We start from the raw sequence: 26,924 nt of genomic DNA, 5'->3' as shown, positions 1-26,924 counted from the left end.
CTGAAGAACCCCCATCCGGGATCCGGATGGGGGTTCTTCGCATTTCCGGACATTTCCGGTCGAAGGCCCCGGCCCCCGCCGAGTGGCTGGTACACCGTCAATATGCCGCTAAAACCGCCTGATCAGCGCACTGATCAGCGGAATATCGCGTCGCACGCCGTAGTCTCGAAGGCGAGGGGAACAGGTGTCCGGGGGTGTCGCCCGGGCCGGGCCGGATCAAGAATGGTGCTCATGGGACGAGGCAGGCTGCGCATCTACCTCGGGGCGGCCCCCGGGGTCGGCAAGACGTACGCCATGCTCGCCGAGGCGCACCGGCGACAGGAGCGTGGCACGGACGTCGTGGTGGCGTTCGTGGAGGACCACGGCCGGCGGCGGACCGCGGACATGGTCGCCGGGCTGGAGGTCGTCCTGCGGCAGCAGGTGCTGCACCGCGGCGCCCGGTTCTCCGAGATGGACCTGGACGCCGTCCTGGCCCGCCGCCCCCAGGTGGCCCTGGTGGACGAGCTGGCCCACACCAACGTCCCCGGCTGCCGCAACGAGAAGCGCTGGCAGGACGTCGAGGAGCTGCTGGCGGCCGGGATCGACGTGATCTCCACCGTCAATGTGCAGCACCTGGAGTCACTCGGCGACGCCGTCGAGGGCATCACCGGGGTGCGCCAGCGCGAGGCCGTCCCGGACGAGGTGGTCCGGCGGGCGGACCAGATCGAGCTGGTGGACATGTCCCCGCAGGCGCTGCGGCGACGGCTGGCGCACGGCAACGTGTACGCGCCGGAGAAGATCGACGCCGCCCTCGCCAACTACTTCCGCCCCGGCAACCTGACCGCGCTGCGCGAGCTGGCGCTGCTGTGGACCGCCGACCGGGTGGACGAGTACCTCCAGAAGTACCGGGCCGAGCAGGGCATCGAGGGCACCTGGCAGGCCCGGGAGCGGATCGTGGTGGGCCTGACCGGCGGTCCGGAGGGCGCGACGCTGATCCGCCGGGCGGCCAGGATCGCCGCCCGGGTCTCCGGCGGCGAACTGCTCGCCGTGCACATCTCCCGCTCGGACGGGCTGGTGGGCTCCGGCTCGCCGCAGACGCTGATCGAGCAGCGCTCGCTGGTGGAGAGCCTCGGCGGCTCCTTCCACGCCGTGCTGGGCGACGACCCGGCCGCCGGACTGCTGGACTTCGCCCGGGGCGTGAACGCGACGCAGATCGTGCTGGGCACCAGCCGGCGGCCCGCCTGGCAGTACCTGTACGGGCCGGGCGTCGGCACCACGGTGACCCGGGAGGCCGGGGACATCGACGTCCACATGGTCACCCACGAGCACGCCGGGCACGGGCGCCGCGGCAAGATACCCGTCCGCCGGATCACCGACCTGGGCCGTACCCGGACCGTCGCCGGCTGGCTGATCGGGCTGGTCGGCCCGCCGCTGCTGGCGATCGTGCTGACCGCGATCGGCGGGCTTGGGCTCTCCACCGACATGCTGCTCTTCCTGTCGCTGACGGTGTGCGCCGCGCTGGTCGGCGGGCTGCTGCCGGCGATCGGCTCGGCGCTGGTCGGCTCCTCGGTGCTGAACTACTACTTCACCCCGCCGCTGCACACCTTCACCATCAACGAGCCGCAGAACATCATGGCGGTGGCGATATTCACCATCGTCGGCATCTCGGTGGCGTCGGTGGTGGACCTCGCGGCCCGGCGCACCCAACAGGCGGCGCTCAGCCAGACCGAGGCGCAGACGCTCAGCGCACTGGCCGGCACGGTGCTGCGCGGCGCGCCGAACGGGGACGGGGTGCTGACCGCGCTGATGGAGCAGGTCCGGGAGACCTTCGGGCAGGAGAGCGCCGCCCTGCTGGAGCGGCCCGATCCGCTCTCCGCCTGGTCGTCGGTGGCCGCCGCCGGGCCGCGCCCGCCGGAGCGGCCGGAGGAGGCCGACGTGGACGTCCCGGTCGGCGACAGCCTGGCGCTGGTGCTGCGCGGCCGGGTGCTGCCCGGCGCGGACCGCCGCCTGCTCGGCGCGTTCGCCGCCCAGGCCGCCGTGGTGCTGGAACGCCGTCGGCTGTCCCGGGAGGCCGCCGAGGCCCGCCGGGAGGCCGAGGGCAACCGCATCCGGACGGCTCTGCTGGCCGCCGTCTCGCACGACCTGCGCACCCCGCTGGCCGGCATCAAGGCCTCGGTGAGCTCGCTGCGCTCGGCCGACGTCGACTGGGATCCGGAGGACGAAGCCGAGTTGCTGGCCGGCATAGAGGCCGGGGCCGACCGACTGGACCATCTGATCAACAACCTGCTCGACATGAGCCGCTTGCAGACCGGCACCGTCACCCCGCTGATCCAGGAGACCGACCTGGACGAGGTGGTGCCGTTCGCGCTCGGCGGGGTGCCGCTGGAATCCGTCCGGCTGGAGGTGCCGGAGACGCTGCCGATGGTCCGGGCCGACGGCGGGCTGCTGGAGCGCTCGCTGGCCAACCTGGTGGAGAACGCCGTCAAGTACAGCCCGGACGGAGTCAAGGTGCTGGTCAAGGCCGACGAGCTGCACCGTCCGGGGCTGCCGGCCCGGGTCGAGCTGCGGATCGTGGACCGCGGCCCGGGGGTGCCCGAGGACGCCAAGGAGAAGATCTTCGCGCCGTTCCAGCGCTACGGGGACGCGCCGCGCGGTGCCGGGGTGGGCCTCGGGCTCGCGGTGGCGCGCGGCTTCGTGGAGGCGATGGACGGTACCGTCACCGCCGAGGACACCCCGGGCGGCGGCCTCACCATGGTCGTCAGCCTGCCCGTGGTCGAGCGGCCGCCCGAAACCGGGGAGCCGGGCGAGGGTGGCGGCCCGCTCTCGGAGCTGATCACCTGAGCACCGGCGGCGGCTCCGGCCGGGCCCGCCGCCTCCGGCCGGCGCCGCACGCCGGGGGACCGTACGCCGTACCGAAAGTCACAGAGCCAGTCCCACAGTCCGTAAGTCAGACAGCCCTGAAAGGCGGAGCCCGTAAATGACCCGGGTCCTCGTCGTGGACGACGAACCACAGATCGTCCGCGCGCTGGTGATCAACCTCAAGGCCCGCAAGTACGAGGTGGACGCGGCCCATGACGGCGCCAGCGCCCTGGAACTGGCCGCCGCCCGCCATCCCGACGTGGTCGTCCTCGACCTGGGCCTGCCGGACATGGACGGGGTCGAGGTGATCCGAGGCCTGCGCGGCTGGACCCGGGTGCCGATCATCGTGCTGTCCGCCCGGCACGCCTCGGACGAGAAGGTCGAGGCGCTGGACGCCGGCGCCGACGACTACGTCACCAAGCCGTTCGGCATGGACGAGCTGCTCGCCCGGATGCGGGCCGCGGTGCGCCGGGCCGAGCCGGTGGCCGGGGAGGCCGACTCGCTGGTCGTCACCGAGTCCTTCACCGTCGACCTCGCGGCCAAGAAGGTCAACCGGGACGGCGTCGACGTCCGCCTCACCCCGACCGAGTGGCACCTGCTGGAAGTACTGGTCCGCAACGCCGGGCGGCTGGTCAGCCAGACCCAGCTGCTCCAGGAGGTGTGGGGCCCGGCCTACCGCACCGAGACCAACTACCTGCGGGTCTACCTGGCGCAGCTGCGCCGCAAGCTGGAGCGCGACCCCTCGCACCCGCGCCACTTCATCACCGAACCGGGCATGGGCTACCGGTTCGAGAGCTGACCGGGGCCGCCCCGGCGGCCGCACGACCTGCCGCCGGGGGGCCGGAACCCGGTACCCTTCCGACATGAGTGGTGACAACAGCAACGGCCAGCCGCAGGGGCGGTTCCGCCGCATGCTCAGCCGGCTGACCTCCTCGGCCGAGGAGCTGGACGCCGAGGAGCTGCGCCAGGAGAGCGCCGCGGAGTCGGGCTGTACGCCGATCGCCGGATGCGGGGACCGTGAGCTGGTCACCGTCGCCGGCACGTTGCGCACGGTGACCCTCCGCCCGCGGGCCGGGGTGCCCGCCCTGGAGGCCGAACTCTTCGACGGCACCGAGGCGTTGGACGTGGTCTGGCTCGGCCGCCGCTCGATCGCCGGGATAGAACCCGGCCGCCGGCTAGTCGCCAGCGGCCGGATCGGTCACGCACGCGGGCGCCGCGTGCTGTTCAACCCCCGCTACGAACTGCGTCCGGTCGGACACGGGAGCGAATGAGCGTGAGCAACCAGCCCGGCGGCGAGTCCGCCGCCCAGCTCGACCCTGCCGCCGACCTCGCGGCGGCGGAGGCCGCCCGCAGGGCCGCCTCCAAGGAGGCCGCCGACACCGTGCTCCAGGCCTTCGGCGGCGTCCGCGGCATGGTCGACATGACGTTGCCCGGCCTGGTCTTCATCGTCACCTACAACCTGACCCACCAGGTCAGCACCTCGGCCTGGGCCGCGCTGGGCCTGAGCGCCCTGTTCGTGGTGGCCCGGCTGGCGAAGCGGGAGACCATCCAGCACGCCTTCAGCGGCGTGTTCGGTGTCGCCCTCGGCGCCTGGATCTCGATGAAGAGCGGCAAGGCCGAGGACTTCTACCTGCCCGGCCTGCTCTGGAACGTCGCCTACAGCGTCGCCCTGGCGGTCTCCGCCCTGGTGCGCTGGCCGATGATCGGGGTGATGCTCGGCCCGATCACCGGCGAGATGTTCACCTGGCGCAAGGAGAACCCTGGCCGGCTGGCCGCCTACACCAAGGCGACCTGGGCCTGGGTGCTGATCATGGGCCTCAAGCCGGTGATCCTCTTCCCGCTGTACTTCACCCACAACGTCAACCTGCTGGGCTGGCTGAAGGTCGCCCTCGGCATCCCGCCGCTGCTGCTGGCGATGTACGTGACCTGGCAGATCCTGCTGAAGGCGCCGCCGCCGATCAAGGCGCAGCTGGACGACGACGAGGAGCCGGCGAAGTAGCCGCGTGCCGATGACAGTGGAAGGGCCCGCACCCCCGGCCGGGGGTGCGGGCCCTTCCGGTGCGGCCGGAGACTACTGGGCGCCCGCGATGGGCGACAGCAGCTGCTCCAGCTCCTCCTCGCGCTCCTGGGCGGCGACGAAGAGCAGCTCGTCGCCGCCCTCCAGGGTGTCGTCCTTGCCCGGCACCAGCACCCGGCCCTCGCGGATGATGGTCACCAGCGCGGTGTCCTGCGGCCAGGCCACGTCGCCGACCCGGGTGCCGACCAGCTCGGTGTCGGAGGCCAGGGTCAGCTCGACCAGGTTGGCGTTGCCCTGGCTGAAGCGCATCAGGCGGACCAGGTCGCCGACGCTGACCGCCTCCTCGACCAGCGCGGACATCAGACGCGGGGTGGAGACGGCCACGTCCACGCCCCAGGACTCGTTGAAGAGCCACTCGTTCTTGGGGTTGTTCACCCGGGCGACCACTCGCGGCACCGCGTACTCGGTCTTGGCGAGCAGCGAGACGACCAGGTTGACCTTGTCGTCACCGGTCGCGGCGATCACCACGTGGCAGCGCTGAAGCGCGGCCTCGTCCAGCGAGGTGATCTCGCAGGCGTCGGCCAGCAGCCACTCCGCCATCGGGACCCGCTCCACCGAGATGGAGTTGGGGTTCTTGTCTATCAGCAGGACCTCGTGGCCGTTCTCCAGCAGCTCGCCCGCGATCGAGCGGCCCACGGCACCGGCCCCGGCAATGGCGACCCGCATCAGTGACCCTCCTCCTTCGGCCCCTGCGCGAACGCGGCCTCGACCGCCGTCAGGTCGGCCCGGCGCAGCATCACGTGCACCAGGTCGCCTTCCTGCACCACCATCTGCGGCGAGGGGAGCACCCCTTCGCCGAGCCGGGTGACGAACGCCACCCGGGCGCCGGAGGCCTCCTCCAGCTTGCTGATCCGGTGGCCGATCCAGCGCGGGTCGTACGCGACCTCGGCGAGCTGGACGCCACCGCTCGGGTCCTGCCACAGCGGCTCGGCGCCGCTCGGCAGCAGCCGGCGCAGCATCTGGTCGGCGGTCCAGCGGACCGTCGCCACGGTGGGGATGCCCAGGCGCTGGTACACCTCGGCGCGGCGGGGGTCGTAGATCCGGGCGGCGACGTTCTCGACGCCGAAGTTCTCCCGGGCCACTCGCGCGGCGATGATGTTGGAGTTGTCACCGCTGGAGACCGCGGCGAAGGCGCCGGCCTCCTCGATGCCCGCCTCGCGCAGGGTGTCCTGGTCGAAGCCGACACCGGTCACCCGGCGGCCGTTGAACCCGGCGCCCAGGCGACGGAAGGCGGTCGGGTCCTGGTCGACCACGGCCACCGAGTGGCCCTGTTTCTCCAGCGTTCTGGCGAGGGCCGAGCCCACGCGGCCGCAGCCCATGATGACGATGTGCACCGGCGTTTACCTCACCCGTCCCGAAGGGCTCTTGACCTGCGCAAACACCGTTCAACTCCGTTTCCCGCCCGGTCGTCCGGAACGAGGGTCATCGTGGGGGCGCCGACCCGGCAACGCTCGACAACCAGAGTGTTGCCCGCCGACTCGTATCCGACACGCTAGCCGGTCCACCGAACGCAGTCGCGACGAAGGGGGGGACAAACGGCGGAGGCCCGACCGGGAAGCCCCTACGATTCCTTAACGTGCCTATGCCGACTGACCTTCCGAAACGCATCCTGATCGGGCGCGCCCTACGCAGCGACAAGCTGGGCGAGACGCTTCTGCCCAAGCGGATCGCGCTGCCCGTGTTCGCCTCGGACGCGCTCTCCTCGGTCGCGTACGCCCCCGAGGAGATCCTGCTCACCCTCTCCATCGCGGGCGCCTCGGCGATCCACTTCTCCTGGCAGATCGGCGTCGTCGTGGCGATCGTGATGCTCGCCGTGGTCGCCTCGTACCGGCAGAACGTGCACGCCTACCCCAGCGGTGGCGGGGACTACGAGGTCGCGACCGTCAACCACGGGCCGGCCGCCGGTCTGGTGGTCGCCAGCGCGCTGATGGTCGACTACGTGCTCACCGTGGCCGTGTCCACCACCTCGGGCGTCGCCAACGTCGTCTCCGCCGTGCCCGCGCTGCGCGGCCACGAAGCGGTCCTCTCGGTGGTCGTGGTCGTGCTGCTGATGGGCATGAACCTGCGCGGGGTGCGCGAATCCGGCAGCGCCTTCGCCGTTCCCACCTACGCCTTCATGGTCGGCGTGATCGCGATGGTCGGCTACGGGGTGTTCCGGCACTTCGCGCTCGGTCAGGACATGCCCGCCGAGAGCTCCGCGTTCCACCTCGCGGCCACCCCCGGCAACGACTCGCTGGCCGGGTTCGCCATGGTGTTCCTGCTGCTGAAGTCCTTCTCCTCCGGCTGCGCCGCGCTCACCGGTGTGGAGGCGATCTCCAACGGCGTGCCGGCCTTCCGCAAGCCGAAGAGCAAGAACGCCGCCACCACGCTGCTGATGATGGCGAGCATCGCCGTCGTGATGTTCATGGGCATCATCTGGCTGGCCCGGCTGACCGGTGTCCAGATGGCCGAGAACCCGACCGAGCAGCTGGTCGGCGCCTCGCCCGGCTACCACCAGAAGACCGCGCTGGCGCAGATCAGCGAGGCCGTGTTCAGCAACTTCACGCCCGGCTTCTACTTCGTCGCCGCCGTCACCGGCCTGATCCTGGTGCTCGCGGCCAACACCGCCTTCAACGGCTTCCCGGTGCTCGGCTCGATCCTCGCCCAGGACCGCTACCTGCCGCGCCAGCTGCACACCCGCGGCGACCGGCTGGCCTTCTCCAACGGCATCATCCTGCTGGCGATCGCCGCGGTCCTGCTGATCCTGGCCTTCAACGCCGACCCGAACCGGCTGATCCAGCTCTACATCGTCGGCGTCTTCGTCGCCTTCAACATGAGCCAGTCCGGCATGATCCGGCACTGGACCCGGCTGCTGCGCACCGAGACCGACCCGGCCAAGCGCCGCCACATGCAGCGCAGCCGGGCGATCAACGCCTTCGGCCTGGTGATGACCATGGCCGTGCTGATCGTCGTCCTGGTCACCAAGATCAGCCACGCCTGGATCGCGATCGCCGCGATGGCCGCGCTGTTCGTGATGATGAAGGGCATCCGGCGCCACTACGACCGGGTCTCCGCGGAACTCGTCGCCGCCGAGGTGCCGGACGACGTGGTGCTGCCCACCCGGGTGCACGCCATCGTGCTGGTCTCCAAGCTGCACAAGCCCGCGCTGCGCGCCCTCGCGTACGCCAGGCTGGCCCGGGCCCACACGCTGGAGGCCGTCACGGTCAACGTCGACCCGGCGGACACCGCGGCGCTGCGGCGGGAGTGGGACGAGCGGGGCATCGAGGTGCCGCTCAAGGTGCTGGACTCGCCGTACCGCGAGATCACCGGGCCGGTCCTGGACTACGTGAAGAACCTGCGGCGCAGCAGCCCGCGCGACGTGGTCTCGGTCTACATCCCGGAGTACGTGGTCGGCCACTGGTACGAGCACCTGCTGCACAACCAGAGCGCCCTGCGGCTCAAGGGGCGGCTGCTGTTCAAGCCCGGGGTGATGGTCACCTCGGTACCGTGGCAGTTGGAGTCCTCGGAACGGCGCAAGCCGCAGAAGGCCTGGTCGGCGCCGGGTGCCGTCCGCCGTGGCGAGCCTCGGGCCCCGAAGGCCGTAAAGTCGAAGGATTCCGTCTCCACCGGTACGAACGCCGGTGACACCCCCGACCGCAGCAAGGACTCCCCCCTGTGACCCGCAACACTCCGTCCCGCTCCTCGGGCGCCTCCGGCAAGGGCTCCTCCGGCAAGGGCGCCCGCCGGGGCGGCTCCCAGCCCGGGCAGGTCTCCCGGCCGCGCTGGGGCCGGCCGGCCCGTCCGGAGGCCACCGACCGTGACGGCCTCACCGCGCGCACCGCGCCGATCGTCCCGGGCGAACGGGAGGACCGGGAGCCGGCCGGCAAGGGCGCCGGGAAGGCGTCCGGCGCCGGTAAGGGCGCGGGCAAGGCGGCCGGCGGCGGCAAGTCGGCCGGCAAGTCGCCCGAGAAGGGAGCCGGGAAGGCCTCCGGCAAGGACGCGGCGAAGGGCGCCGGCGCCGCCGGGGCCGACCGCAAGGCGCCGCGCAAGCAGGCGGTGCGGCCGCCCAAGGCGCTGCGCACCGCCGCCGCCCGGCCGTCGCGGCCCGAGGCGCCGTCCGGTGAGCCGCTGGCCGGCCAGCGCTACGAGGTCGAGGTCGGCCCGGTCGCGCACGGCGGCGGGCACTGCGTGGCCCGGCACGAGGGGCGGGTGCTGTTCGTGCGGCACGCGCTGCCCGGTGAGAAGGTCGTCGCGCTGGTGACCGACGGGACGACCACCTCGCGGTTCCTGCGGGCCGACGCGGTGGAGGTGCTGGAGCCCTCCAAGGACCGGATCGAGGCGCCCTGCCCGTTCGCCGGGCCGGGCAAGTGCGGCGGCTGCGACTGGCAGCACGTCACCCCGGGCGGGCAGCGCAAGCTCAAGGCGGCGGTGCTGACCGAGCAGCTGGCCAAGCTGGCCGGGCTCACCCCGGCCGAGGCGGGCTGGGACGGCAGCGTCGAGCCGGTCGGCGGCAAGCTGCCGGCCGGGCAGGTGCCGGCCTGGCGCACCCGGGTGCAGTACGCGGTGGACGCCGAGACCGGCAAGGTCGGCCTGCGCAAGCACCGCTCGCACGACGTGCAGCCGATCGACCGCTGCCTGATCGCCTCCGAGGGCGTCACAGAGCTGGGCATCGAGGCCCGCGACTGGCAGGGTGTGGCGAGCGTCGAGGCGATCGCCGCGAGCGGCTCCTCGGACCGCCAGGTGGTGCTCACCCCGCGGCCGGGCGCCCAGCTGCCGCTGGTGGAGCTGGACAAGCCGGTGTCGATCGCCCGGGTGGACGAGCAGGGCGACGTGCACAAGGTGCACGGCCGCAGCTTCGTGCGCGAGCGGGCGGCCGGGCGGACCTGGCGGGTCAGCAACGGCGGCTTCTGGCAGATCCACCCGGAGGCGCCGGAGACCCTGGTCGACGCGGTGCTGGACGGACTGGACCCGCAGTGGGGCGAGAACGCGCTCGACCTGTACTGCGGCGTCGGCCTGTTCGCGGGCGCGCTGGCCGACCGGGTCGGCGAGGACGGCGCGGTGCTCGGCATCGAGTCGGCCAAGCAGGCCGTGGTCGACGCCCGGCACAACCTGGCCGCGCTGGACAACGTGCGGATCGAGTGCGACCGGGTCGAGACGCTGCTGCCGCGCACCGGCATCACCGCCACCGACCTGATCGTGCTGGACCCGCCGCGCTCGGGCGCCGGCCGCGAGACCGTCGCGCACCTGGTCGGCCTGGAGGCGCGCCGGATCGCGTACGTGGCCTGCGACCCGGCGGCGCTCGCCCGGGACCTGAAGTTCTTCAGCGAGGGCGGCTACCGGCCGGTGTCGCTGCGGGCCTTCGACCTGTTCCCGATGACGCACCACTTCGAGTGTGTGGCGATCCTGGAGCCGATCGGGGCGTGACCCGGGCTGCTTGAGATGCGGAAGGAGGCGGTCACCCGTTCGGGGTGGCCGCCTCCGCCGCGTCGCGGGGGCTAGTCGTTGTGCTCCTCCTCGTCGACGCTGTGCGGGAGGTCGATGCCGTGCTGGGCGGCGAGCCGTAGCAGGGTGGCGACCCGGCCCTCGTACGCCTGGACGCCGTCGGCGTCCCCTGCCGCGCGGGCGGCCGCGAGGTCCCGGCGAGCCTGGGCGAGCTGCTCGCGCAGCTCCTGGTCGAACATGGCTGTCATCTGTGGGCCTCCGCACCAGCCGCTCGGGGAACGCTCGGGGGAGTTTCAGAGTCCCGGACGGTGCGGCACTCTTCAAGTCCTGTTGACGGGAAGGTTGCGCGGGGGCGTGCGGCAGGTGTGCGGGCGGTGTGCGCGCGCCCTTGTTGTGCTAGCACTTGAGCGCTAGCTTGAACGGCATGGGTAAGAAGCAGCTGAACGTGCGGGTCGACGCCACGACCGCCGAGATGGCCCGGGAGCGGGCGGAGCAGCAGGGGATCAGCATGAACCAGTACATCGAGCGCCTGGTCCAGCAGGACATGGGCGAGTCCGGACGGGCCTTCGTGGACGCGGCCGCGCAGTTCATGAAGGAGTACGAGTCGGCCTTCCTCGCCGAGTTCGGGGAGCCCGGCGAGCTTCAGGACGTGCGCCGTTGAAGCTGGAGGTCGACCTCTCGTGGCTGCTCATGACCGCCGAGCAGTACACCCCCGGTGACCCGCAGGTCGCCGACTACGGCTCGCTGCTCGCGGCCGTCACCCGCCACCAGGCCGAGATATTCGACATCGCCGTCTACCCGGAACCGCAGGACCGGGCCGCCGCACTGATGCACCAGCTGATCCGGGTGCCCGCCCTGGAGAAGACCAACGAACTCTTCGCGACCGCCGTCGCCTACGCCTACCTGGTCGCCAGCGGCTGCACCGTCGCCACCACCGCCCGTGAGGTGCGCAGCCTCTCCCGGGCCATCCGCGAGGGGCGGCTCGGAGTGTCGGGCGTCGCCGAGCGGCTGGCGGCCTGGGTGGTGGACGAGGCCGAGGGGGAGGGTGTCAGCGGGGCGGACGACGAGGACGAGGACGACGACTGACCGGCGTCGTCCCCGGCGGGGTCGGGTCGGGGGTCAGACCTGCGCCGCGGTGGGCTCCTGCTCCGTGGCGGGCGCTTGGGCTGCGGTGGGGACCTGGGCTGCGGTGGGGACCTGGGCTTCGGTGGGGACCTGGGCTTCGGCGGGCTCCGCGATCAGGGCCGTCGCGAAGCTGCGGAAGCCCGCCCGGCGGTAGATCCGGGCGACGTCCTCGTCGGAGGCGGACAGGAACACCGTCCGCACCCCGTTCTCCCGGGCGTGCGCGACCAGGGTCGCGGTGACGGCCAGGCCCAGCCCGCGCCGGCGGGCGGAGGGGAGCGTGCCCACGGCGACCACCTCGCCGACCGCGCCCACCGGGCTGTACTGGCCGGCGCACACCACCGTGCCCGCGTCCAGGGCGACGGCCTGCACGGTGAGGCCGTCGGTGATCCGCTGGGCGATCCGCGCCACACTCCCGTCGGCCGTCAACTGCGCCACGATGCCGGGCAGTTCGGACGCGTCGGCCTCGCCGACGGCGGTGCCCGGGGTGTCGAAGGCCAGGTGCGGGACGGCGGTCGCCTCGGCCAGCTCGGGCGCGTCCGGCGCCAGCACCCGCACCTCCGCGTGCTCCGGCTGTCCGGGCGCCGGGGCCGGCTCGTCCCGCGGGCCCAGCACCAGCAGCGGGTGCTCGTGCACCGTCAGGCCCGCCGCCTCGACCGTCGCGCGCAGCTCGGGGTTCTGCTCGGCGACCCACTCGAAGGCCTCCGGCGCGCCCAGCTCCCGCTGCCGCTCCAGCACCCGGCGGACGTCCTCGGCGGTGGCGGCCGGGCCGGTGTGGCCGAGGGTGGGGCGGGCGTAGTACTGCCAGCCGGTCTCCCCCTTGCGGACGAACAGGGTCAGCGGCCCGAAGTCCTCGGCGCGGGCGGAGCTGCGCGGCACGGCGTCGTAGTAGCGCTCGATCTCATCGAGCAGGGGGCGGTCGGAAGCATGATCGGCAGGGGTCACGGCGTGCATCCAAACAGGGACGGGGACAGGGTGCCACTCGTTTTCGCCCGCATCCGACGCGCCTTCACCGAGCAGGCGGGCGGCGATTGTTGCCGAACGCTTACTCGCCCGCGGCGATCTTGTGCGGAGGCGGGAGGCATGCTGATGCTTTTACAGCCGCCGTGGGGGACGGCGGACCTGCACGAGGCGACGCAAGGGGGAAGACAGGCCGATGAGGCTCTGCTTTCTGGTGGAGGAACACTACCGGCACGACGGCATGCCGCTCGACGTGGTGCGCCAACTCACCGCGTGGGGGCACCGGGTGGACGTGCTGCGCCCCGGGGATTCGCTGCTGGCGATCTCCGAGGAGGTCCGGGCCGGCAGCCATGACGCCTGGGTGCTCAAGACCGTGTCTGGCGGCCCCGGGCTGACCCTGCTGGAGTCGGCCGCCGCCGTCGGCCTGACCACGGTGAACGACGTGCGCTCGATCCGTGGGGTCCGGGACAAGGCGATCGCCGCGGTCATCGGCCGCACCCGGGGCCTGCCGGTGCCGGTGACCTACGCGGCCGCGCGCTGGGAGCGGTTGGCGGAGATCCCGGCCGCCGAGTACCCGCTGGTGGTCAAGCCCGCCGACGGCAGCTCCGGGCGGGCCGTCCGGCTGGTCCGCAACCCGGATGAACTGCTGGAAGTGGGGCCGGAGCTGGCCGGGGAGGGGCTGCTGATCGCGCAGCCGTATGTGCCCAACTGCGGGACCGACCTCAAGGTGTACTGCGTCGATGGCGAGCTCTTCGCGACGGAACGTTCCTCTCCGCTGCACCCCGGCCAGGGCGTGCGCGAGCGGCAGGTGCCGCTGCCGGGGAGCGTCGCGCGGATCGTGGCGCAGGTCGGCGAGGTGTTCGGGCTGGACCTGTACGGGGTCGACGTGCTGCTTGGGCCGGACGGGCCGGTGGTGGTGGACGTCAACGACTTCCCGAGCTTCCGCCAGGTGCCGGACGCGGTGGCCCGGGTCTCCCAAGCGGTGCTGCGGCTCGCACGCAGTGGCACGGCCGTCTCGGTGCCCGGTGTGCCGACCGCCGAGCTGGTGCCCGCGGGCGCCGACCCGTACGGGCAACTGGGCTTCGTCGAGGGGGAGTTGCGGTGAGGGTCGGGCTGATCGCCGGCGACCCGGGGCATCCGGTGCTGGCGGCCGCCGCCGAGCTGCTGATGCGCCAGGGGCACGAGGTGGCGGCCGTCCCGCCCGCGGGGCCGGTGGTCGACCTCGCGGACGTCTACCTGCTCAAGGCCCGTACGCCGCAAGCGCTGGCGCTGGCAAGGGAGTTGGAGAGGCGCGGGGCGCCGGTGGTCAACTCGGCCGCGGCCACCGAACTGTGCCAGGACCGGGTGCGGACGGCCGACCTCGCCCGCGCCGCCGGACTGCCCTTCGCGGAGACCGCCGTCGTCGGGCTGATCGGTGAACTCGCCGATCCCGCCTACCCGTTCGTGGTCAAGAGCCGGCGCAGCAGGCGGGACGACCTGGTCGCCCGGGTGGACGGGCCGGACCGGCTGCGGGAACTCGCCGGGCGCTGGCCCGAAGAGCCGGTCGTCACCCAGCCGTTCGTTCCGGGCACCGGCTGGGACCAGAAGCTGTGGGTGGTGGACGGGCAGGTGTTCGCGGCCCGGCGGCAGTCCGAACTCGCCACCAGCACCGGGAAGTCGGGGCGGGCGGAGGACTGGGAGCCGTCCGCCGAGCGGGCCGCGCTCGCGCTGCGGGTCGGCGAGGTGTTCGGGCTCGACGTGTACGGGGTCGACCTGCTCGACGGTCCGGCCGAGCCGGTCATCGTCGACGTCAACGCCTTCCCCGGGGTGCGCGGCCGGGCGGGCGCGCCGGAGGCGCTCGCGGCGCTGGCGCTGCGGGTGGGGGCCTCGGGGGTCGGGGTGTCGTGCGGCGCGGCCTCGCGGGTCGCCGCCCGGCAGGGGGCGCGGCAGGGGTAGGTCGTGGGACCGACCGGCGGGGTCGGGGCGCCGGGCCGGGCCGGGTGGTTAGGCTGGCTGGCGCCCCGACCGGCCGGGGCGTACGGCGAGAGAAGACGGAACCTTGCTCCAGGACATCGAGCGCTACCTGGCCTGCCCGCACTGCGCGCAGGCCCTCACCCGGCACGACCGCAGCCTGCGCTGCCCGGCCGGGCACAGCTTCGACCTCGCCAAGCAGGGCTACGTCAGCCTCCTCGCCGGCGACGCCCACACCGGCACCGGGGACACCGCCGAGATGGTCGCCGCCCGCGCGGACTTCCTCGCCGCCGGGCACTACCGGCCGATCGCCGAGGCGCTGGCGGAGGCCGCCGCCTCCGCCGCCTCCGTCGTCGGCGAGCCGGGCGGCCTGGTCGCCGACCTCGGCGCCGGCACCGGCCACTACCTGGCGCACGTCCTGGACGCGCTGCCCGGCAAGGTCGGCGCCGCCCTCGACATCTCCAAGTACGCGCTGCGCCGGGCCGCCAAGGCCCACCCCCGGATCGGCGCCGTCGTGTGCGACGCCTGGCGCCCGCTGCCGCTGCGGGACGCGTCGGCCGAGCTGATGCTCAACGTCTTCGCCCCCCGCAACGGGCCCGAGATCCGCCGGGTGCTGCGCCCCGGCGGCACCCTGCTGCTGGTCTCGCCGACCGCCCGGCACCTGCGCGAACTCGTCGGCGCCCTGGGGCTGTTGTCGGTGGACGAGGAGAAGCAGCGGCGGATCGACGAGAAGCTCGGGCCGTACCTGGAGCCCGCCGGTCGGCGGGAGGTCGAGTTCACCCTGCGGCTCGGCCCGCAGGACGTGCGGACCGTCGTCGGGATGGGGCCGAGTGCCTGGCACACCGATCCGGAGCGGCTCGGTGCCGCGCTCGCGGAGCTGCCGGAGCCGGTCGAGGTGACGGCCTCGGTGACGGTGGCCGCGTACCGGCGCTGAGTCGTTCGGCCGCCGTCCCGGGGTCTTCCCGGCCCTCCCGGCTTTCCCGGGCTTCTGGGGCCTTCCGAGGCCCGGGCCTTGCGGGGCTTTCCGAGGCTTTCCGGGCTCTCCGGCGTGGGGTCACCGGGTGGCGGCGGGACGCCACGTTGGGATGAATCTGGCGCGCAGGCACGTTTCTGCCGATCGGCCTGCGGCTAACGTCCGACGGGTGAACCGCGACGCCACCAGGCCCGCCGCCCCGGCCCACCTTCGACCGGGCGCCCCCGGGCCCGACCGGCCGCCCGTGCCGCGCCCCACCGTCGAGGAGCTCCGGCTCACCTCGTTCAAGTCCTACCGACGCGCGGTCCTGCCTCTCGCGCCCCTCACCGTGCTGCACGGGCCCGCCGGGGTCGGCAAGTCCAACGCCCTCGACGCGCTGGCCGTGCTGTCCCGGCTCGCCCTCGGCGAGGAGATCGCCGACTCGCTGGACGGCCTGCCCGACCGCACCGGCCCACTCGCCGTGGCCGTCCGCGGCGGCCTGGACGGGTGCGTCCCGCACGGGCGGGACGCGATCATCCTCGGCTGCACCGTCCGCTCGCCGCACGGGCTGATCCGGCTCGACGCCGTGATCCGCACCGACGGCCCGGTCCGGATCGCGCGGGAGACGCTCACCCTCGACGGCCGGACCCTGATGGACACCGGTGAGCAGGACGTCCGCAACCGGCGGGTCAACGTCTGCTGGCACAACGACACCCGCCAGGGCGACATCCGGGCGCCGTTCCCCAGCGGCACCATGATCACCGCCCAGCTGCCGCTGCGGGTCGCCGGCTCGTCGGCCGGGGAGTGCCTCGTCCTCGCCGCCACCGAGGACCTGCTCACCGCACTGCGCGAGGTCTTCCCGCTGCACCCCGTCCCCACGCTGATGCGCGGCTGGGCCCGGGCCGACCCACAGGCCCGGCTGCGCGGCAACGCGGCCAACATCTCCGCCGTCATCGCCCGGCTGAGCAACGAGTGCCCCCGCCGGTACGGGCAGCTGCTGCGCGCCGTGCAGTCCGCCGCGCCGCACCCGCTGCTCGGGCTGACCTTGGCCGAGCGCGAGAGCGCGGGCGTGCGGCGGGTCCTCGCCGTCTTCGACGAGGGCGTCCTCGGGCGCACCGGGGCCGACCAGGCCTCCGACGGCATGCTGCGCCACCTCGCCTTCGCCGCGGTGCTGCTGACCGGGGCCGGGGTGCTCGACCTCGATGTGGCCGCCGAGGTGCCCTGGGCGCACCGGCAGCTCATCGTGCTGGCCGAGGATCTGGGCGCGGGGCTCTCGGCCGAGCAGGCGACCACGCTGCTGCGGCTGGCGCGGGACATGGCGGAGCGCAGCCAGCTGCGGGTGGTCGCGGCCCTCCAGGAGCCGGCGGCGGCGCGGGAGGCGCTGGGCGACTCGCCCGGGGGCGGGGTGGCGCTGGTCGAGTGCCGGCGGGATCCGGACTCGGGGTTCACGGTGCTGCGGCCGGAGACGGCGCGGGTGCCGGCCCAGGTCGGCGGTCCGGCTTCTTCCGGGGCGGCTTCTTCCGGGGTGGTGGTTTCAGGGGCGGTGTGTTCAGGGGCGGTGTTCTCTGGAGGCGCGGGGGACGCCGGGGGCGCGGCGGAGCCCGCGGGCGGTGGGGCGGCGGGCCGCGATGCGGTAGACCTGGAGGGGTGAGCGAACGAGTGACGGGGCCGGCGGAGCCCACCATGGCGGCCCTGAGGCAGCGGTTGGTGGACTTCGCGGCGGCCCGGCGGTGGGAGCCCTTCCACACGCCCAAGAACCTGGCGGCGGCGCTGAGCGTGGAGGCGGGGGAGCTGCTGGAGATCTTCCAGTGGCTGACGCCCGAGCAGGCCGCCGCGGTGATGTCCGAACCGGAGCGAGCGCATCGGGTGCGCGACGAGGTCGCCGACGTGCTGGCGTACCTGCTCCAGTTCTGCACGGCGGTCGGGGTTGACCCGCTGGAGGCCCTGGCGGCCAAGATCGAACGGAACGAGCTCCGTTTCCCGGTGTCGGCGGACGCGGTCGGAGCCGGTGAGCGGGAGGCCCCGGAAGATGCGGCCGACGTCAACTCGGACGTGAGCGACCAACCCTTGTGAGGGACGGAAGTTATCCACAACCCCCGGGTTGTCCACAGGTTCTGACACCGTGGATGCGGTTTCCCGCTCTTCCGCGCACGCTTTCGCCATGACCAGCCGTCACCGCCCGGCCGCCCCTCCCGGCGGCCCGGGTCGACGGCGACAGCGAGCGGGAGGAGCGGTGGCCATGGAGGCGCTGCGACTGATCAAGACGGCCCGGCACGCCCTGGCCGAGGCCAGGCACGTACCGGACGTGCTGGCCGAGGCGCGGCAGGCCGCGCTGCTCACCGAAGCGGTGGGCGCCAGGCTGGCGGAGTCGGAGTACGAGGAGCTCGGCGGGCTCGGCCAGCAGCTGTCCGAGGCCGGGGCGCACGCGGCGGTCTGCCTGGACCGCTCGGTCGTCCGGGCGGCCCTGGCGAGCGGCGGCCGGGCCGCGCGGCTCACCGACCTGGGGGACGTGGCGCCGGCCCTGGGAGCGTTGGACGGGCTGCTCCAGGAGGTCGGAGAGACGCTGGTGGTGCTGGCCTGCGGGGCGGACACCGAAAGCGTCTACTGGACGTGCATCGACGGGGTGGACGCGGTCTCGGAGTGCAAGGACCTGACCGCGCGGCTGCGCGAGGCGGCGCTCCGGGCCGAGGGCGAGCAGTCCGTGGCGCTCGGCGGGGCGGAGCCGGAGCGGGCGGGGAGCGGGGCGTCGCCGTTACTGATGGTCCGGCTGGGCCCACCGGGGGAAACGGGCCCGCCGGGTGGTGATGCGCCGCGTACCGGCGGCCCGCCCGGTGAGGGCGGGCCGGCCGAGCAGGAACGGGGGGTGGGCTACCGGACGTCCGGTTCCTCCGAGGACTCGGGGGAACCGGAGGTGTCGGAGGTGTCGGTGCCGGTCGGGTAGGCGGCGGAGTCGGCGCCCCGGGGGCTGGTGCTCTGGAGCTCGGCGAGGTCCGCCGAGACGGAGGCGAGCAGTTCCTGCATCTGCTCCAGCAGGCTCTTGGGAGTGGCGGGTCCGGCCGAGGTGCCGTCGGCCGAGCCCGTCGGGCTGCTCGGGAACTGCGGCGTGGCAGATGGTTCGGACATGACGGAACCTCTTCGGATCGCTGGTGCGGTGTGGAGCGGCCGACGGTGGCTCGGACCGCACGGCGGGAGGCGGCAGTTGCCCGCCACCGGGGCACCCACCCCCGCCGTAGCACCCAACGAACCGTGCCGGAGGCCGTCACCCGGACACCACTCGATGCGGTCCAACTCCGCCGCCCGGTCAGCCTCCCGGGTGAGCCGGGGTTGCCGTGACGGCGCCGCCTCGGCTAGGCACGCGGCGAGCACGGGCGATGCGCGGGCGGTGCAGGGGCTTGGTGCGATCGGGGCGAAACAGGGGGAATACCCACCCCTTGCCACTCTCAACGTATAGCGCATGGGGGGTCTTGCGGCAAGGCCCCCGTGGCGGCGCACAATCGCAGGCCTCAGATCGGAGCTGATGCCATGAACCGCCACACCACCAGCGCGTTCGACCTTCCCGACCGTCTCGCCGCCAAGGCCGATCCGGCACTGATCGGCGAGGACGAGCGGCACTTCGCGGCCATCGCGGAGAGCCTGGAGCAGTCGATCGCCGAGCTGTCGGACCGCCTCGACGCGCTGCGCCGCGCGCCGGGCGGCCTCGGCCGGGAGGCGATGGACCGGGACACCGAGGTGCACAAGCTGACCGGTCGGCTGCGCGCCCTGCGGCGCTTCGGCCTGGACCTGTGCCTCGGGCGGGTCGTCCGCGGGGGCGAGCCGGAGCCGGTGTACATCGGGCGCCTCGGCCTCACCGACAGCGAGGGGCGCCGGCTGCTGGTCGACTGGCGCTCGCCCGCGGCCGAGCCGTTCTTCGCGGCCACCCACGCCGACCCGATGGGCCTGGTGAGCCGGCGCAGGTACCGCTGGACGGCGGGCCGGATCGGCGACTACTGGGACGAGGTGTTCACCGCCGAGGGCCTGGAGGGGCACGCCGCCCTGGACGACCAGTCCGCGTTCATCGCCAGCCTGGGCAGCGAGCGCTCGGCCCGGATGCGGGACGTGCTGGCCACCATCCAGGCCGACCAGGACGCCATCATCCGGGCCGGTTCCCGGGGCGCCCTGGTGGTCGACGGCGGCCCGGGCACCGGGAAGACGGTCGTCGCGCTGCACCGCTCGGCGTACCTGCTCTACTCCGATCCCCGGCTCGGCCACCGGCGCGGTGGGGTGCTGTTCGTCGGTCCGCACCAGCCGTACCTGGCCTACGTCGCCGACGTGCTGCCCAGCCTGGGCGAGGAGGGGGTGCGCACCTGCACCGTGCGGGACCTCGTCGCCGAGGGGGCGAAGGCCGGGACCGAGACCGATCCGGAGGTGGCCCGGCTGAAGTCCTCGGCCGAGTTGGTGAAGGCGATCGAGAAGGCCGTCCGGTTCTACGAGGAGCCGCCGACCGAGGGCATGGAGGTCACCACCCACTGGGCGGACCTCTGGCTGAGCGCCGAGGACTGGTCCGACGCGTTCGACGCTCCGGACCCGGGCACCCCGCACAACGAGGCCCGCGAGCAGATCTGGGAGGAGCTGGCCACGATCCTGATGGACAAGCTGGACGACGGCGAGGGGGTCTCGCCCGAGCTGTTCCGCCGGTCGCTGCGGCAGGACCGGGAGCTGGTCGAGACGCTGAACCGGGCCTGGCCGCTGCTCGACCCGGCCGAGCTGGTCGGTGACCTCTGGTCGGTGCCCGCCTACCTGCGGATGTGCGCGCCCTGGCTCGAACCGGAGGAGGTCCGCAAGCTCCAGCGCAAGGACGCGCCCCAGGCCTGGACGGTATCGGACCTGCCGCTCCTGGACGCCGCCCGGCAACGGCTCGGCGATCCGGAGGCGGACCGGCGCCAACGCCGCCGGGAGGCCGCGGTCGCCGCCGAGCGTGCCCGCATGGCCGACGTCATCGGCGACCTGCTCCAGGCCGACGACGACGGCGAGAGCGCGGTGACGATGCTGCGCGGGCACGACCTCCAGGACACCTTGGTCGACGAGACGGTCCTGCCCGCCGCCGACCCGGAGCCGCTCGCCGGCCCGTTCGCGCACATCGTGGTGGACGAGGCCCAGGAGCTGACCGACGCGGAGTGGCAGATGCTGCTGCTGCGCTGCCCCTCCCGGAGCTTCACCATCGTCGGGGACCGCGCGCAGGCCAGACACGGGTTCACGGAGTCCTGGCCGGAGCGGCTGGAGCGGATCGGGCTCGACCGGAACACGGTCGCCTCGCTGAGCATCAACTACCGCACGCCGGAAGAGGTCATGGCCGAGGCCGAGCCCACGATCCGGGCCGCCCTGCCGGACGCCAACGTGCCCACCTCCGTCCGCAGCACCGGCATCCCCGTCCTGCACGCCCCGACCGCCGACCTGGACACCATCCTGGACACCTGGCTCGCCGACCACGCCGAGGGAACCACCTGCGTCATCGGTGCCCCCGACTTCGAACCACGCCCCCGGGTCCGGTCACTCACCCCGGAGCTCTCCAAGGGCCTCGAATTCGACCTGGTCGTACTCGTAGACCCGGAGTCCTTCGGCGGCGGCATCGAAGGAGCCGTCGACCGCTACGTCGCCATGACCAGGGCAACCCAACGGCTGGCGATCCTCACGAGCCCATGAGGCACATCGGCCCCGGCGCCGTGTCTGGCACGGCGCCGGGGCCCATCAACCGCTCGTTCGCGGTCAGTTCACCGGGGTCAAGGTCTCGGCACCGACAGCCGCAGCGAACCGCCGGAAGACGGGACCCCTACTACTTCGATGACCAAGTCACGTTCGTCGCCGGGGCTCGTGCGGCGGATTGCGCGCCGAGTTTTTCACGACGCCTGAGGCCTGTGCTCATCGTCTTGCGGTGCTCGGCATCACCGTCCAGCTCGGTGGCAAGCCCGCGCATCCTGCGACGAAATTAAGGGGGGGTCTGGCCGCGTCGGTTTCATGTCCCGCTGCCCAAAGCGATTTTGGAGGGCCAATGCCTCAGTTGTGGGTGGCCCCCGGCGCCGCGCGAGCGCGGCGCCGGGGGCCTGGGGACCGCAAAGTGGCCTGTCCCTGGCGAAGCCCAACGATCTTTGTGGCCTGGCCTGCCCGCTATCGATGCGGGTTTCCCCGCTTTCCCCGGTTTCCCCGCTCTCTCAGCTCGCTGAGAGAGCGGGGAAAGCCCGTGGGTCAGTTGTGGGCGTGGAGGTCGGCGTTGAGGCCGCCCCAGGAGCCGGAGCGGGCGATGACCTCGACGGCGCCGGTCTGGGAGTTGCGGCGGAAGAGGAGGTTGTCCTGGCCGGACAGCTCGACGGCCTTGGCCACGGTGCCGTCCGGGGTGGTGACCCGGGTGCCGGCGGTGACGTAGAGGCCGGCCTCGACCACGCAGTCGCTGCCGAGCGAGATGCCGATGCCCGCGTTGGCGCCGAGCAGGCAGCGCTCGCCGACCGAGACGACCTGCTTGCCGCCGCCGGACAGGGTGCCCATGATCGAGGCGCCGCCGCCGATGTCGCTGTGGTCGCCGACGACGACGCCCGCGCTGATCCGGCCCTCCACCATGGAGGTGCCCAGGGTGCCGGCGTTGAAGTTGACGAAGCCCTCGTGCATCACGGTGGTTCCGGCGGCCAGGTGCGCGCCGAGCCGGACGCGGTCGGCGTGGGCGATGCGCACGCCGGTCGGGGCGACGTAGTCGGTCATCCGCGGGAACTTGTCGATCCCGTACACGGCCAGCTGGCCGCCCTGGGCGCGCACGGCCAGGCGGGCCTGCTCGACCTTGTCGACCGGGACGGGGCCGATGCTGGTCCACGCGACGTTGGCCAGCAGCCCGAAGATGCCGTCCAGGTTCTGGCCGTGCGGCTTGACCAGGCGGTGGCTGAGCAGGTGCAGACGCAGGTACACGTCGTGGGTGTCGAGCGGCTTCTCGTCCAGCGAGGCGATGGTGGTGCGCACGGCGACCACCTCGACGCCACGGCGCGCGTCGACGCGCAGGGCCTCGGCCGCGCCGGCCCCGAGCTCGGCCTCGGCCTGCTCGGCGGTCAGTCGGACGGTGCCGGCCGGGCCGGGCTCGGCGGCCAGCGCGGGGGCGGGGAACCAGGTGTCGAGGACGGTGCCGTCGGCGGCGATGGTGGCCAGACCGGCGGCCACGGCGCCGTTCGCCGGCGTGGTGGATTCGAGCGAGGTGGATTCAGCAGTCACACCGTGCACGTTAACCAATGCGGGGCCTCGGTGCCGAACACGCCCACCGGACGGACGCGGGCGTCGGACCCGGTGGTCAGCGGCCCGTGGGGTGGGAAAACCGGATGTTCGGAGCCACCGTGCTGGGCAATACTTCCCCGGGTGTTCATGTCGATCTCCACCACCGGCAGCGCCGAGAACCCGGCCACGGATCTCGGGTTCCTGCTGCACAAGCACCCCGGCAAGCTCCAGCGGTTCACCACGTCGCACGGCGAGGCCCACGTCTTCTACCCCGAGGCGGGGGACGAGGTCTGCACGGCGGCGCTGCTGCTGGACATCGACCCGATCGCGCTGGTCCGCAAGGGCCGCGGCGACGGCAGGGGGCGCGGCGGCTCGCCCGACTTCGCGCTCGCCCAGTACGTCAACGACCGCCCGTACGCCGCCTCCTCGCTGCTCGCGGTGGCGCTGCGCACGGTGTTCCGGTCCGCGATGAAGGGCGCTTGCCCGGCCCGCCCCGAACTGCCCGGTCAGGCCCGTCCGCTGCGGATCGAACTGCCTGCCGTGCCCGTGAACGGCATCCCCGCGAGCGCCGTCCCCGCGAACGGCGTCCCCGCGAGCGCCGTCGGCGAGGGCGGTGGCCCGGCCCTGGTGGCCCGGCTGTTCGAGCCGCTGGGCTGGCAGGTCGAGGCGACGGCGATCCCGCTGGACGAGTCGTTCCCCGAGTGGGGCGAGTCCCGCTACGTGCGGATCGCGCTCTCCTCCGGGACGGTACGGCTCGCCGAGGCGCTCCAGCAGCTGTACGTGCTGCTGCCGGTGCTGGACGGGGCCAAGCACTACTGGGTCGCCCCGGACGAGGTGGACAAGCTGCTCGCCGCAGGTCAGGGCTGGCTGGCCGCCCACCCGGAGCGCGCCCTGATCACCCGCCGCTACCTGTCCCGGCGTTGGTCGCTGACCCGGGCCGCGATGGAGCGTCTGGAGCTGGCCCGGCTGGCGGAGGCGGACGACCGCGAGGTCGAGGAGATCGACAACGCGGTCGACGACCGGCCGGAGGAAGAACTCCAGGGGCCTCAGCAGGAGCAGGAGCCCCGGCAGCCCTCGCTCGCCGAGCAGCGCCGCACCGCGATCCTCACCGCGCTGCGCGAGACCGGCGCCGCCAAGGTCGCCGATCTCGGCTGCGGCCAGGGCGAGTTGCTCGGCGCGCTGCTCAAGGACCCCCGGTTCACCGGGATCCTCGGGGTGGACGTCTCCGTCCGGGCACTGCGGGTGGCGAGCCGTAAGCTGGGTCTGGAGCGGCTGTCGGAGCGTCAGGCTGCCCGGGTGTCGCTGGTCCAGGGCGCGCTCACCTACACCGACGCCCGACTGAAGGGCTTCGACGCGGCGGTGCTGTGCGAGGTGATCGAGCATCTGGACCTGCCCAGGCTGCCCGCGCTGGAGTACGCGGTGTTCGGGGCCGCCCGGCCGAGGACGGTCGTGGTCACCACGCCGAACGCCGAGTACAACGTCCGCTGGGAGAGCCTGCCGGCGGGCACCGTCCGGCACTCCGACCACCGCTTCGAGTGGTCCCGGGCCGAGTTCCGGGCCTGGGCCGAGAAGGTCGCCGCCGCGTACGGCTACACCGTCGAGCTGCGCCCGGTCGGTCCGGAGGACGAGGAGGTCGGCGCACCCACCCAGCTGGCCCTGTTCACCACAGCCCCGACCACGACGCCCGAAGGAGGCGAACCCCGATGACCGACGACACCACGGGCGCCACCGACACTGCCGACACCACCGACACCGCCCCGCGCCGCCTCCCCGTCACCGACGTCTCCCTCGTCGTCCTGATCGGCACCAGCGGCGCCGGCAAGTCCACCTTCGCCCGCCGCCACTTCCTGCCCACCCAGGTGGTCTCCTCGGACTTCTGCCGGGGCCTGGTCGCCGACGACGAGAACGACCAGTCCGCCTCCGCCGAGGCCTTCGACGTCCTGTACTACATCGTCGGCAAGCGGCTGGCGGCCGGCCGGCTGACCGTCGTGGACGCCACCAACGTCCAGCCCGAGGCCCGCCGGCGGCTGGTCGAGCTCGCCCGCGAGCACGACGTGCTGCCGATCGCGATCGTCCTGGACCTCCCGCCGGGGGTGTGCGCCGAGCGCAACCGTTCCCGCCCGGACCGGCAGCTGCCCGCCCACGTCGTCCCGCGCCAGCACCGCGAGCTGCGCCGTTCCCTGCGGGGCCTGGAGCGTGAGGGCTTCCGCAAGGTGCACGTCCTGCGCGGTGAGGCCGAGGTGGCGGCCGCCGAGATCGTGCTGGAGAAGCGCTACAACGACCTGCGTCACCTCACCGGCCCGTTCGACATCGTCGGCGACATCCACGGTTGCCGCGCCGAGCTGGAGACCCTGCTGACCCGCCTCGGCTACACCTTCACCCGGGACGCCGAGGGCCGCCCGGTGGACGCCGCCCACCCCGAGGGCCGCACCGCCGTCTTCGTCGGCGACCTGGTCGACCGCGGCCCCGACACCCCGGGCGTGCTGCGCCTGGTGATGGGCATGGTGGCGGCGGGCCACGCGCTCTGCGTGCCGGGCAACCACGAGAACAAGCTCGGCCGGGCGATGGCCGGCAAGAAGGTCACCGTCGCGTACGGCCTCCAGGAGTCGCTGGACCAGCTGGCCGGGGAGAGCGAGGAGTTCCGTGCCGAGGTCCGCGCGTTCATGCGCGGCCTGGTCAGCCACTACCTGCTGGACGGCGGCGCCCTGGTGGTCTGCCATGCGGGCCTGCCGGAGAAATATCACGGCCGCACCTCCGGCCGGGTCCGCTCGCACGCGCTGTACGGGGACACCACGGGTGAGACCGACGAGTACGGCCTGCCGGTGCGCTACCCGTGGGCGGAGGAGTACCGCGGCCGGGCGCTGGTGGTCTACGGCCACACCCCGGTGCCGACCGCGAGCTTCGTCAACAACACCATCTGCCTGGACACCGGCTGCGTCTTCGGCGGCAGTCTGACCGCGCTGCGCTATCCGGAGCGCGAGCTGGTGGTCGTCGAGGCCGAGCGCGAGTGGTATGCCCCGGTGCGCCCGCTGATCACCGACGCGCCGGGCGCCCGCGAGGGCCGTCCGCTGGACCTGGCCGACGTGACCGGGCGCCGGATCGTCGAGACGGGGCTGCACGGGCGGGTCGCCGTCCGGGAGGAGAACGCCGCGGCCGCGCTGGAGGTGATGAGCCGCTTCGCGCTGGACCCGCGGCTGCTCTCCTACCTGCCGCCGACCATGGCGCCGAGCGCCACCTCCCGCCGGGACGGCTACCTGGAGCACCCGGAGGAGGCCTTCCTCGGCTACCGGGCGGACGGTGTCCGGCACCTGGTCTGCGAGGAGAAGCACATGGGCTCGCGCGCGGTGCTGCTGGTCGCCCGGGACGATACGGCGCTGGAGCGGCGCTTCGGCGTGGCCGGCCCCGGTGCGATCTGGACCAGGACCGGCCGCGCCTTCCTCACGGACGAGGAGCTGACCGGCGCCGTGCTCGACAAGGTCCGGGCGGCCGCCGAGCGCGCCGGGCTGTTCGAGGAGCTGGCCTCCGACTGGCTGCTGCTGGACGCCGAGCTGATGCCCTGGTCGCTGAAGGCGGTGGAGCTGCTGCGCCGCCAGTACGCGTCGGTCGGCGCGGCGGCGGGCGCCGCCCTGCCGGAGGTGCTGTCCGCGCTGGAGCGGGCGGCCGGGCGCGGCCTGGACCTGGCCGACCTGACCGCCCGCCAGCGGCAGCGCGCCGCCGACGCGCGGGCGTTCACCGAGGCGTACCGGCGCTACTGCTGGCCGACCGAGGGTCTGGCGGGCATCCGGCTCGCGCCGTTCCAGCTGCTGGCCGCCGAGGGGGCGAACCTCGCGGTGCGTCCGCACGACGAGCACCTCGCCTGGATCGACCGCCTGGTGGACGCGGACACGGCCGGCGGTGACACGGCCGGCGCGGACACGGCCGAGGGCAAGGAGCCGCTGCTGCACCGCACCCGCCGGATCCTGGTGGACACCGAGGACGAGGCCTCGACGGCCGCCGCCACCGCCTGGTGGGAGGAGCTGACCGGGGCGGGCGGCGAGGGCATGGTGGTCAAGCCGCTGGCCTCGCTGGTGCGCACCGTGCGTGGCGAGGGCCGGTCGGGCGGCCTGGTGCAGCCCGGGGTGAAGGTGCGCGGCCGGGAGTACCTGCGGATCATCTACGGCCCGGACTACACCGAGCATCTCGACCGGCTGCGCCTGCGCACGCTGGGTCACAAGCGCTCGCTGGCGCTGCGCGAGTACGCGCTGGGCCTGGAGGCGTTGGACAGGCTGGCGGCGGGGGAGCCGCTGTGGCGGGTGCACGAGCCGGTCTTCGCGGTGCTCGCGCTGGAGTCGGAGCCGGTCGACCCCCGGCTCTGAGAGAGCCGGAGGATGCGCCGCGTGC

23 protein-coding genes are annotated in these 26,924 nt (G+C 73.4%); 17 read left to right on the top strand and 6 right to left on the bottom strand.

Translation table 11 applies throughout. The features are described from left to right. Positions 1-231: 231 nt before the first annotated feature. The 4 genes from QWJ13_RS07815 (at position 232) to QWJ13_RS07800 (ending at position 4,837) form a co-directional block, all read left to right on the top strand. Positions 232-2,820 carry an ATP-binding protein gene (locus tag QWJ13_RS07815; RefSeq protein WP_316521560.1) on the top strand — a complete coding sequence of 863 codons (2,589 nt, stop codon included), beginning with the start codon at positions 232-234 and terminating at the stop codon, positions 2,818-2,820. 136 nt (positions 2,821-2,956) lie between these two features. Next, positions 2,957-3,637, top strand: a complete 681-nt coding sequence (locus QWJ13_RS07810) for a response regulator (RefSeq protein WP_316521557.1) — start codon at positions 2,957-2,959, stop codon at positions 3,635-3,637. Between the two features lie 64 nt (positions 3,638-3,701). Further along, on the top strand, positions 3,702-4,109 hold the full coding sequence (locus QWJ13_RS07805) for an OB-fold nucleic acid binding domain-containing protein (RefSeq protein ID WP_316521555.1): 408 nt from the start codon (positions 3,702-3,704) through the stop codon (positions 4,107-4,109). Positions 4,110-4,111: 2 nt separating this feature from the next. Next, complete coding sequence (locus QWJ13_RS07800) at positions 4,112-4,837, top strand: DUF3159 domain-containing protein (RefSeq protein WP_316521553.1); 726 nt, start codon at positions 4,112-4,114, stop codon at positions 4,835-4,837. Between the two features lie 72 nt (positions 4,838-4,909). Here the strand turns inward: QWJ13_RS07800 and QWJ13_RS07795 are convergent, their stop codons facing one another. Both QWJ13_RS07795 and QWJ13_RS07790 read right to left on the bottom strand, forming a co-directional pair. Beyond that, the gene (locus QWJ13_RS07795) at positions 4,910-5,581 is read right to left on the bottom strand and encodes a potassium channel family protein (RefSeq protein WP_316521550.1); all 672 of its coding nucleotides are present in this window, start codon (positions 5,579-5,581) and stop codon (positions 4,910-4,912) included. Continuing rightward, positions 5,581-6,249, bottom strand: a complete 669-nt coding sequence (locus QWJ13_RS07790) for a potassium channel family protein (protein WP_316521549.1) — start codon at positions 6,247-6,249, stop codon at positions 5,581-5,583. The genes QWJ13_RS07795 and QWJ13_RS07790 overlap by 1 nt, the downstream gene beginning before the upstream one ends. A gap of 248 nt (positions 6,250-6,497) precedes the next feature. Between QWJ13_RS07790 and QWJ13_RS07785 the strand changes: the two genes are divergently transcribed. Beyond that, positions 6,498-8,573: an APC family permease gene (locus QWJ13_RS07785; RefSeq protein ID WP_432277456.1), complete on the top strand. Its 2,076-nt coding sequence runs from the start codon at positions 6,498-6,500 to the stop codon at positions 8,571-8,573. Positions 8,574-8,968: 395 nt separating this feature from the next. Then, complete coding sequence (locus QWJ13_RS07780) at positions 8,969-10,318, top strand: class I SAM-dependent RNA methyltransferase (RefSeq protein ID WP_316521737.1); 1,350 nt, start codon at positions 8,969-8,971, stop codon at positions 10,316-10,318. 71 nt (positions 10,319-10,389) lie between these two features. Here QWJ13_RS07780 and QWJ13_RS07775 read toward each other — a convergent pair whose 3' ends face one another. Continuing rightward, a complete protein-coding gene (locus QWJ13_RS07775; RefSeq protein ID WP_316521545.1) occupies positions 10,390-10,584 on the bottom strand; it encodes a hypothetical protein in 195 nt (64 codons plus the stop codon). Between the two features lie 176 nt (positions 10,585-10,760). Between QWJ13_RS07775 and QWJ13_RS07770 the strand changes: the two genes are divergently transcribed. Then, positions 10,761-10,997, top strand: coding sequence for a toxin-antitoxin system HicB family antitoxin (locus tag QWJ13_RS07770; protein ID WP_316521543.1), 237 nt, complete (start codon positions 10,761-10,763; stop codon positions 10,995-10,997). Then, positions 10,994-11,422, top strand: coding sequence for a fic family toxin-antitoxin system, toxin component (locus QWJ13_RS07765; protein ID WP_316521542.1), 429 nt, complete (start codon positions 10,994-10,996; stop codon positions 11,420-11,422). The genes QWJ13_RS07770 and QWJ13_RS07765 overlap by 4 nt, the downstream gene beginning before the upstream one ends. A gap of 33 nt (positions 11,423-11,455) precedes the next feature. Here the strand turns inward: QWJ13_RS07765 and QWJ13_RS07760 are convergent, their stop codons facing one another. Further along, the gene (locus QWJ13_RS07760; protein WP_316521540.1) at positions 11,456-12,403 is read right to left on the bottom strand and encodes a GNAT family N-acetyltransferase; all 948 of its coding nucleotides are present in this window, start codon (positions 12,401-12,403) and stop codon (positions 11,456-11,458) included. A 211-nt stretch (positions 12,404-12,614) separates the two neighbouring features. On the opposite strand from QWJ13_RS07760, the gene QWJ13_RS07755 reads away from it, so the two are divergent. The 6 genes from QWJ13_RS07755 to QWJ13_RS07730 all read left to right on the top strand — a co-directional run bounded on the left by QWJ13_RS07755 (position 12,615) and on the right by QWJ13_RS07730 (position 18,261). After that, positions 12,615-13,523 (top strand): ATP-grasp domain-containing protein, encoded by a 909-nt coding sequence (locus QWJ13_RS07755; protein ID WP_316521538.1) that lies wholly within the window; start codon positions 12,615-12,617, stop codon positions 13,521-13,523. After that, a complete protein-coding gene (locus tag QWJ13_RS07750; protein ID WP_316521536.1) occupies positions 13,520-14,353 on the top strand; it encodes an ATP-grasp domain-containing protein in 834 nt (277 codons plus the stop codon). The genes QWJ13_RS07755 and QWJ13_RS07750 overlap by 4 nt, the downstream gene beginning before the upstream one ends. Before the next feature lie 103 nt (positions 14,354-14,456). Then, complete coding sequence (locus QWJ13_RS07745) at positions 14,457-15,302, top strand: putative RNA methyltransferase (protein ID WP_316521534.1); 846 nt, start codon at positions 14,457-14,459, stop codon at positions 15,300-15,302. 208 nt (positions 15,303-15,510) lie between these two features. After that, positions 15,511-16,971 (top strand): AAA family ATPase, encoded by a 1,461-nt coding sequence (locus QWJ13_RS07740; protein ID WP_316521532.1) that lies wholly within the window; start codon positions 15,511-15,513, stop codon positions 16,969-16,971. Positions 16,972-17,003: 32 nt separating this feature from the next. Continuing rightward, the gene (locus QWJ13_RS07735; protein ID WP_316521530.1) at positions 17,004-17,393 is read left to right on the top strand and encodes a nucleotide pyrophosphohydrolase; all 390 of its coding nucleotides are present in this window, start codon (positions 17,004-17,006) and stop codon (positions 17,391-17,393) included. Positions 17,394-17,559: 166 nt separating this feature from the next. Next, entirely contained in the window at positions 17,560-18,261 is a 702-nt protein-coding gene (locus tag QWJ13_RS07730) for a DUF6099 family protein (protein ID WP_316521528.1), read from the top strand. On the opposite strand, the gene QWJ13_RS07725 is transcribed toward QWJ13_RS07730, so the two are convergent. Beyond that, positions 18,189-18,443, bottom strand: a complete 255-nt coding sequence (locus tag QWJ13_RS07725) for a hypothetical protein (protein WP_316521526.1) — start codon at positions 18,441-18,443, stop codon at positions 18,189-18,191. The two genes, QWJ13_RS07730 and QWJ13_RS07725, sit on opposite strands and share 73 nt — an antisense overlap. Positions 18,444-18,842: 399 nt before the next feature. On the opposite strand from QWJ13_RS07725, the gene helR reads away from it, so the two are divergent. Beyond that, on the top strand, positions 18,843-20,999 hold the full coding sequence (gene helR, locus QWJ13_RS07720; RefSeq protein WP_316521523.1) for an RNA polymerase recycling motor ATPase HelR: 2,157 nt from the start codon (positions 18,843-18,845) through the stop codon (positions 20,997-20,999). A 540-nt stretch (positions 21,000-21,539) separates the two neighbouring features. Here the strand turns inward: helR and dapD are convergent. Continuing rightward, entirely contained in the window at positions 21,540-22,544 is a 1,005-nt protein-coding gene (gene dapD, locus QWJ13_RS07715) for a 2,3,4,5-tetrahydropyridine-2,6-dicarboxylate N-succinyltransferase (protein WP_316521521.1), read from the bottom strand. A gap of 141 nt (positions 22,545-22,685) precedes the next feature. Here dapD and QWJ13_RS07710 point away from each other — a divergent pair, with 141 nt between their 5' ends. Then, a complete protein-coding gene (locus QWJ13_RS07710) occupies positions 22,686-24,251 on the top strand; it encodes a 3' terminal RNA ribose 2'-O-methyltransferase Hen1 (protein ID WP_316521520.1) in 1,566 nt (521 codons plus the stop codon). Beyond that, entirely contained in the window at positions 24,248-26,899 is a 2,652-nt protein-coding gene (locus QWJ13_RS07705) for a polynucleotide kinase-phosphatase (RefSeq protein ID WP_316521517.1), read from the top strand. The genes QWJ13_RS07710 and QWJ13_RS07705 overlap by 4 nt, the downstream gene beginning before the upstream one ends. The last annotated feature ends 25 nt before the right edge of the window (positions 26,900-26,924 follow it).

This window comes from Kitasatospora brasiliensis, from assembly GCF_032654805.1.
Taxonomy (GTDB): Bacteria; Actinomycetota; Actinomycetes; order Streptomycetales; family Streptomycetaceae; genus Kitasatospora; species Kitasatospora brasiliensis.
Note: the sequence above shows the minus strand (reverse complement) of the source record. Positions and strands in the feature narration are given on the sequence as shown.

Excerpts from the sequence above, each read along its gene's own strand:
- QWJ13_RS07815 (WP_316521560.1), top strand. The coding sequence starts at position 232 with ATGGGACGAGGCAGGCTGCGCATCTACCTCGGGGCGGCCCCCGGGGTC.
- QWJ13_RS07810 (WP_316521557.1), top strand. The coding sequence starts at position 2,957 with ATGACCCGGGTCCTCGTCGTGGACGACGAACCACAGATCGTCCGCGCG.
- QWJ13_RS07805 (WP_316521555.1), top strand. The coding sequence starts at position 3,702 with ATGAGTGGTGACAACAGCAACGGCCAGCCGCAGGGGCGGTTCCGCCGC.
- QWJ13_RS07795 (WP_316521550.1), bottom strand. The coding sequence starts at position 5,581 with ATGCGGGTCGCCATTGCCGGGGCCGGTGCCGTGGGCCGCTCGATCGCG.
- QWJ13_RS07785 (WP_432277456.1), top strand. The coding sequence starts at position 6,498 with ATGCCGACTGACCTTCCGAAACGCATCCTGATCGGGCGCGCCCTACGC.
- QWJ13_RS07775 (WP_316521545.1), bottom strand. The coding sequence starts at position 10,584 with ATGACAGCCATGTTCGACCAGGAGCTGCGCGAGCAGCTCGCCCAGGCT.
- QWJ13_RS07770 (WP_316521543.1), top strand. The coding sequence starts at position 10,761 with ATGGGTAAGAAGCAGCTGAACGTGCGGGTCGACGCCACGACCGCCGAG.
- QWJ13_RS07755 (WP_316521538.1), top strand. The coding sequence starts at position 12,615 with ATGAGGCTCTGCTTTCTGGTGGAGGAACACTACCGGCACGACGGCATG.
- QWJ13_RS07735 (WP_316521530.1), top strand. The coding sequence starts at position 17,004 with ATGGCGGCCCTGAGGCAGCGGTTGGTGGACTTCGCGGCGGCCCGGCGG.
- QWJ13_RS07730 (WP_316521528.1), top strand. The coding sequence starts at position 17,560 with ATGGAGGCGCTGCGACTGATCAAGACGGCCCGGCACGCCCTGGCCGAG.
- QWJ13_RS07725 (WP_316521526.1), bottom strand. The coding sequence starts at position 18,443 with ATGTCCGAACCATCTGCCACGCCGCAGTTCCCGAGCAGCCCGACGGGC.
- helR (WP_316521523.1), top strand. The coding sequence starts at position 18,843 with ATGAACCGCCACACCACCAGCGCGTTCGACCTTCCCGACCGTCTCGCC.
- QWJ13_RS07705 (WP_316521517.1), top strand. The coding sequence starts at position 24,248 with ATGACCGACGACACCACGGGCGCCACCGACACTGCCGACACCACCGAC.